The following is a 6043-nucleotide window of genomic DNA, read 5'->3' as shown; positions in this document are numbered from 1 at the left end:
CTATATATCTTGGTATATAAATGTATTTATAACTTTAAATAACTCGTAAAATAATTATAACTGTAATGACTCCGCGCAATATTTACACATAGACACACACATCATCTCATTGATGCTTGGTAATAATTGTCATTAGATTGTTTTTATGCATAGATGCACTCGAAATCAGCCAATTTTAGACAAGTATCAAACGGATGTGAATTCAGTACATTAAAAACGTCCGCAATGTGTTATTAAGTTGTCTAAGCGTCAATTTGTTTACACCACAATATATCCTGCCACCAGCCAGCCAACAGCTCCCCGACCGGCAGCTCGGCACAAAATCACCACTCGATACAGGCAGCCCATCAGTCCGGGACGGCGTCAGCGGGAGAGCCGTTGTAAGGCGGCAGACTTTGCTCATGTTACCGATGCTATTCGGAAGAACGGCAACCAAGCTGCCGGGTTTGAAACACGGATGATCTCGCGGAGGGTAGCATGTTGATTGTAACGATGACAGAGCGTTGCTGCCTGTGATCAAATATCATCTCCCTCGCAGAGATCCGAATTATCAGCCTTCTTATTCATTTCTCGCTTAACCGTGACAGGCTGTCGATCTTGAGAACTATGCCGACATAATAGGAAATCGCTGGATAAAGCCGCTGAGGAAGCTGAGTGGCGCTATTTCTTTAGAAGTGAACGGTTGACGATATCAACTCCCCTATCCATTGCTCACCGAATGGTACAGGTCGGGGACCCGAAGTTCCGACTGTCGGCCTGATGCATTCCCGGCTGATCGACCCTGCCGCTATTGCCCGCCAGGCCGACCTCGATGCGATGAACATCGAGATATACCACTTCGCCAGCGGCGAGGCGCGCCAGCTTCGAGACAAGGGCTTCGCGGCATTCTGCTACCTGCCAGCCGGACATCATGAAAAGCTGATGCAGTACGGCATCAATGTCGAAGCTCAGGTTATCCAGGGAATCCGCGACGGGGAGCTCGACCAGTTTCTCGGAGACGATGTCGCACAGGTTGCAAGGCTGAAAGAAGAAGCAAATGGCTGATCAGAATATGCCAAAGTCTGCCGAGCAGGATACCGCTGCCATTGTCGAGAAGATCGCCCGCAAAGCCGGCGAGCGTGCCCTCGATCACTTTCGTTCCCTGTCGAGCCTTCCCGTCGAGACAAAGGGACACCTCGACCTCGTTACCGAGGCCGACAAGGACGTTGAGGCATTCCTGATTGGCAGCTTGCGGGAGGCGTTCCCCGATGATGGCATCATGGGTGAAGAAAGTGGCGAGATTCCTGGCGCCTCCGGGCGCGTGTGGGTCATCGATCCGATCGACGGAACATTCAACTTCGTCCGCGGCGGCCAGAATTGGGCGATCTCGATTGGTCTGTACGGGAACCGTCGTCCGTCATTCGGCGTGATTTATGCACCTGTTCGAGATCTGATTCTGGTCGGCGGCAAGACCGTTCCAACACGGTTGAACGGTCACCCGCGCCAGGGATGACCGCTACGCTTTCTCAATTCGAGGGTGGATCACGCCATGCCCGGTGAACCTGCAGGACAAACAGCTTTAGCACGACTGGCAATGGTAGCTGACAAGCTCTGGACCGGCGAAATCAGGACCCAGTACGCCGCTATTTGCTATCGGCGAACCGATGACAGTTCAGGCCCAATCGAGGTTCTCCTTATTACCAGCCGGGGTACCGGGCGCTGGGTCATACCCAAAGGTTGGCCAATGGCGAAAAAGAAGCCGCATGAGGTCGCAAGCCAGGAAGCCTGGGAGGAGGCTGGTGTCCGGGGACGCGTCCGAAAAAAGGCTTGGGGTCATTACACCTACGTGAAGAGGCTTGGTGACGGCGAGTTCATTCCGGCAATGGTCCAGGTCCATCTTCTCGATGTCCAGCGGATGGAAGACGACTTTCCGGAACGCCATCAACGCGACCTTCAATGGTTCAGTCCCCGTCTGGCGGCATCGGCGGTCGGCGAGCCGGAGCTACGCGGCCTCTTTGCGAGGCTCGAAGAACGAGAAATCCAACGGGCCGCCGCCGTCGCCTCCAAAGCGGGTTAAGCGCCTCAGAACTGGAAATCATTATGAACAATATTATCGCAACGGGCTTCAATACGGCATCGACGGACGGCGAGCTTGACAGCCTCGAGAGAGAGCTGCGCCGCCTTGAGGCAATCGGCGTCGACACGGTCGAACTCGCCCTTTCCAGCCTCGATCTGATCGCGGGTGGCCGCATCGTCAAAGAGCGTGCCGATCGGCTCAGAACCCTTCTTGAGACGTTTTCCTTCCGCTATACCGTGCACGGCCTCGTGTCCTCGAACTTCATGGACCCGGCAACGCGCCGGCACCAGGTCGATGCTGCAAAGGCACTGGTCGAGATTTGCGACAGCATCGACGCCCGCGTTCTCGTCCAGCACGCGGGCTTTCTGCGCGCCGATCAGATCGCTCAACGCGCCGGCGCTGACGAGCGTCAATGCGAAGCGCTGCTCGAATTGGGCGAGCATGCCAAAGCGTACGGTATTCGCATCGCCTTTGAGAATATTTTCACAACGGAGCCGGGCCAGTATCGTCAGACTCCGGCCGAAGTTGCCGCAACGGTGAAAGCCGTCAATCATCCGGATGTCGTAGCCCTGATCGACTTCAGCCACGCCTACCTGGAATCCAACTATCGCGGCCTCGATTTCCGCGATCAGTTGCGCGCCATGGCCCCGGTCCTTGGGGCTCCCGGTCGCCGACTGTCGAGGCGGACCGCGACGACAAGGATAGTTGTAATCACAGATGGGGGTATGGAATGCAGCACTGGCTGGACAAGTTGACCGATCTTGCCGCAATCGAGGGCGATGAATGCATCCTGAAGACCGGGCTCGCGGACTTCGCCGAGCATTTCGGCTTCACCGGTTTTGCCTACCTTCACATCCAGCACAAGCATATCATCGCGGTGACCAACTATCACCGCGAGTGGCAATCAACCTATTTCGACAAGAAATTCGACGCCCTCGATCCGGTCGTCAAACGCGCAAGATCCAGGAAGCATGTCTTCGCATGGTCGGGGGAGCAGGAACGGCCGGGGCTGTCGAAGGAAGAGCGCGCCTTCTATGCGCATGCGGCCGATTACGGCATCTTTGCGCAGCTCATTCTTGACCAATGCCGCCAATCCATCATGACCTTTACGGAAGTCGACCGGCTTGGTCGCGACCATGATCCGTACGCGGTTCGACGGAAAGATCATGCCGGAACCGCGCAGGCACGCGCAATAGCGGCAATGCGGGCGGCAGACGCACCTTCTTCCAGGCGGATGGTGACAGCGCCGACGATGATCTCAGGGCGGCTAGTTTTATTGATCAGCGGCTCCGCAACGGGTGGATCGATGACTACCGCTGCGAACTCCACTGGGTCATCGGGTGCAGGTAGAACAAGCTTGCCCTGCCGCGCCATCGTTCGCCAAGTCGAAAGGCGGTTCGCCCGCAATCCATAGCGCTCGGCGCCCTCATTCACCATCGCGCGCCAGGTCTCAAGCTTTCCGAAACGATCTGCGCCTTGACCTCGTCCGGCCAATGCCGGTGAATCTCACGTCCAGACTTCCTGGTTGTGAGAAACTCCAATGTACTCTCCATGGAGAAACTCCCGTTGCTCGTCCATGGAAAGCCGATCACAGATTAGGGCGGCGAGAACAACGGGGGGGGTAGGACATCGGTTACGCTGAAGCCCTGTTTTCCGGCATAGGTATCGCGGGGCCGCACGACACGGCAGGTGGGCTTTGATGAGACACTCACGGCATTGCTCCTATGGGCTGGCGGTTCAACATAGCTACATTGCAAGCTACACAAACGTTCTCGCAGAGTCATCTAATATGCGTAGAGGCTGCGCAGCGGGATGTCACAACTCTGAACTATTCCTCGAGCATCACCTCGAAGTGGTGTGTTCCGCACATCTTGGCCTGTTTCAATCAAGCCACTGGGTGGACACTTGAATCGGTAATTTCATTCTAAAGTGAAAGCCCTCCTGACATGGAGCGCTCTCGGCTCCGTGAGCTTTCCAAAACCCTCGGTCGCTCATGATCCGCCTTCGGCAAAGGACCCGGTAATGGCACACTAAGCAGTTCATTCAGTAACGCTTGCTGTTCCGAATTTGTCAAATGGTCGCCTTGCATCGAGAGTTCTGGTCGTGTTTCTGAGACGCGCGACAAGCCCGGTTCGCCAAACAAAGCCTGCGGATCAAAGCGCTCACTTGTCGCATTGGTCGAGTGATCGCGTTCCAAAGGCCCTTGCGAATGTTCATCGAACACACTCTCCGACACTGAACTCGTTCGCACCAGGCTGTCTCCGGAAGCTCCACGGAGGCTGTCCTCAACACGCCCGCCTGGTGCGCCATGTACTTCCAAAGGCGGCGGGACTGGCACGCTATGCAGGAAACTCAAGAGCTCTTGCTCGTTTGGATCCGACTGATGATTATTGATCGGAAATAAGGACATCGGCGGCGCTTGGGAATCCGTTCTGCCGACCGGCGATTGCGGATCGGCGGATGGGTTTATCGAGGCCCGCCGCAAACCTAACATCGTTATTCTTTCCGGCGATCCGGGAAACGACATCTCTGTTATTGACCGGCTTGACCGGAAGAGATTTCCCCGCCTCTCACTGAGGTTTTTTTCCTCTTGCTTTTCCCTTTCATTATCACGCTGGAGATTGACCGCCACTGGCCCTTTTTCCGACTTAGCGCCTTCCCTTGGAAAAACTGGATCTAAGGCACGCACATTTGACGATGGAGGTAGTGTTTGGGAACCGACCCGTCGCTCGGAGTTCGGTTGCCGAAACAAGGGTGAATTTTGTATAACGCCATCAAATCGTCGGTCTTTTGCAGGCACAACCCTAGGCTCAGCCTCATCACGACGGCCGTCTCTAAGAGAGTTGACCAGATGCGACTGCGGCGCCGAATCCACATTTGCCGTCTCCCGTGGAGGCGATCTAGGGATAACTGCGCGCTCTTGCCAAGCCTTCCTATGCTCAATGGATTCCGAATTTCGCAGCTTCTGAGCGTCGTGTTCTTGTTCACTTAGCGTCGTCAGTTTCCGACGAACCGTCACGCCGAGTATCTTTTTTGAGACTTTTTTGATATCAGCGTTCAAATACGCTGTTTCACTCTTGTAGATCTTACCGAACGTATGCTTGGTGCTCGTCAATTGCCCGCTAGCCTCATCGTAGACAGCCGATCGCTTGTTGAAGAGCCGTCGATGACTCGATATATCTCGGCCAAGTTCGTTGCCCTCTGTGTCTAGCAGGGATCTATAAGATTTGCTGAATGCGCCACCAAGTTTTCGAATCGTCGTCTGAGAGGTCTGACGATCCACGGCTTTCGTCGAATTCTTGGAAAAGCCGAGACGTTTGCTGCCGATGAGCTCGAGGTTGCCTTTTTCGTCCCGCTCAAAAGTTTCCTGCTTGGAACCTTTTCGACGGGTTAGTTCACGAAAAAGCCGGTTTTCCGGTCCGCTCCGGTAGGGTGTGCTGACCTTCTCGGAAATAGGTTGAAATAGCCGATTTCGGTTGACAAACTGCGTGCGGAACAGCAGGCCATTTTCGTCTCGTTCCCATTTTTCTTCAAAGCGTCCGTCTTTGTATTTCACATGCTTCGCGCGAAGTGTACCGTCCTCGGCATAAAGATGGCTGCTAACGCTCCTCCAGGTCTTCTTTTCGTGGAGACCCAAGTAAACATTGCCAGTCTCTGCGTTACGCTTCAGAACCTTTCTTGTTTTTCTTATTATACCATGCTCGCGCGTTAATTCTTTTGGGCTGTCGACCCGAAGCTGTTTATTTCCAAGCATTTTATAGCTTATTTCGCCTCGAAAGCCGTCTTCCAGCTTGTCGATTATCTGCATATCGGCGACATATTTTCGCTTCTGGTCCGGCGTTTCGAGCCGGGCTAGATTCCTTGTTGCCTCCTCTTCAGTAAGCGAGGTTTTACGCATTTGCTTAGAAAGCCGCTTAGCAGAACGGCGCATGTCAGCCGTAAGCGACTTCGCGACACTCTTCTTCGTCGTGTCGACCATTGTTGAAT

5 protein-coding genes and 1 pseudogene are annotated in these 6043 nt (G+C 54.5%); 5 read left to right on the top strand and 1 reads right to left on the bottom strand.

Annotated features, from left to right (window positions below; all coding sequences use genetic code 11):
• Positions 1–759: 759 nt before the first annotated feature.
• From JZX89_RS22215 to JZX89_RS28970, 5 genes and pseudogenes are all read left to right on the top strand, one after another.
• Positions 760–1044, top strand: coding sequence for an agrocinopine phosphodiesterase (locus JZX89_RS22215; protein ID WP_010974926.1), 285 nt, complete (start codon positions 760–762; stop codon positions 1042–1044).
• Positions 1037–1492, top strand: coding sequence for an inositol monophosphatase family protein (locus JZX89_RS22210; RefSeq protein WP_045231761.1), 456 nt, complete (start codon positions 1037–1039; stop codon positions 1490–1492). The genes JZX89_RS22215 and JZX89_RS22210 overlap by 8 nt, the downstream gene beginning before the upstream one ends.
• A 36-nt stretch (positions 1493–1528) precedes the next feature.
• Positions 1529–2056, top strand: coding sequence for an NUDIX hydrolase (locus JZX89_RS22205; protein WP_045231704.1), 528 nt, complete (start codon positions 1529–1531; stop codon positions 2054–2056).
• Positions 2057–2079: 23 nt separating this feature from the next.
• Positions 2080–2715, top strand: a pseudogene (locus JZX89_RS22200) (sugar phosphate isomerase/epimerase family protein); the annotation flags it as partial.
• A gap of 71 nt (positions 2716–2786) precedes the next feature.
• Positions 2787–3470 (top strand): autoinducer binding domain-containing protein, encoded by a 684-nt coding sequence (locus tag JZX89_RS28970; RefSeq protein WP_421721600.1) that lies wholly within the window; start codon positions 2787–2789, stop codon positions 3468–3470.
• A 510-nt stretch (positions 3471–3980) separates the two neighbouring features.
• On the opposite strand, the gene JZX89_RS22185 is transcribed toward JZX89_RS28970, so the two are convergent.
• A complete protein-coding gene (locus JZX89_RS22185) occupies positions 3981–6035 on the bottom strand; it encodes a virA/G regulated protein (RefSeq protein ID WP_045231705.1) in 2055 nt (684 codons plus the stop codon).
• Between the last annotated feature and the right edge of the window lie 8 nt (positions 6036–6043).

It is taken from the genome of Agrobacterium burrii (genome assembly GCF_017313405.1).
In the GTDB taxonomy this organism is placed as follows: domain Bacteria; phylum Pseudomonadota; class Alphaproteobacteria; order Rhizobiales; family Rhizobiaceae; genus Agrobacterium; species Agrobacterium burrii.
This window is presented reverse-complemented; position numbering and strand designations above follow the sequence as displayed.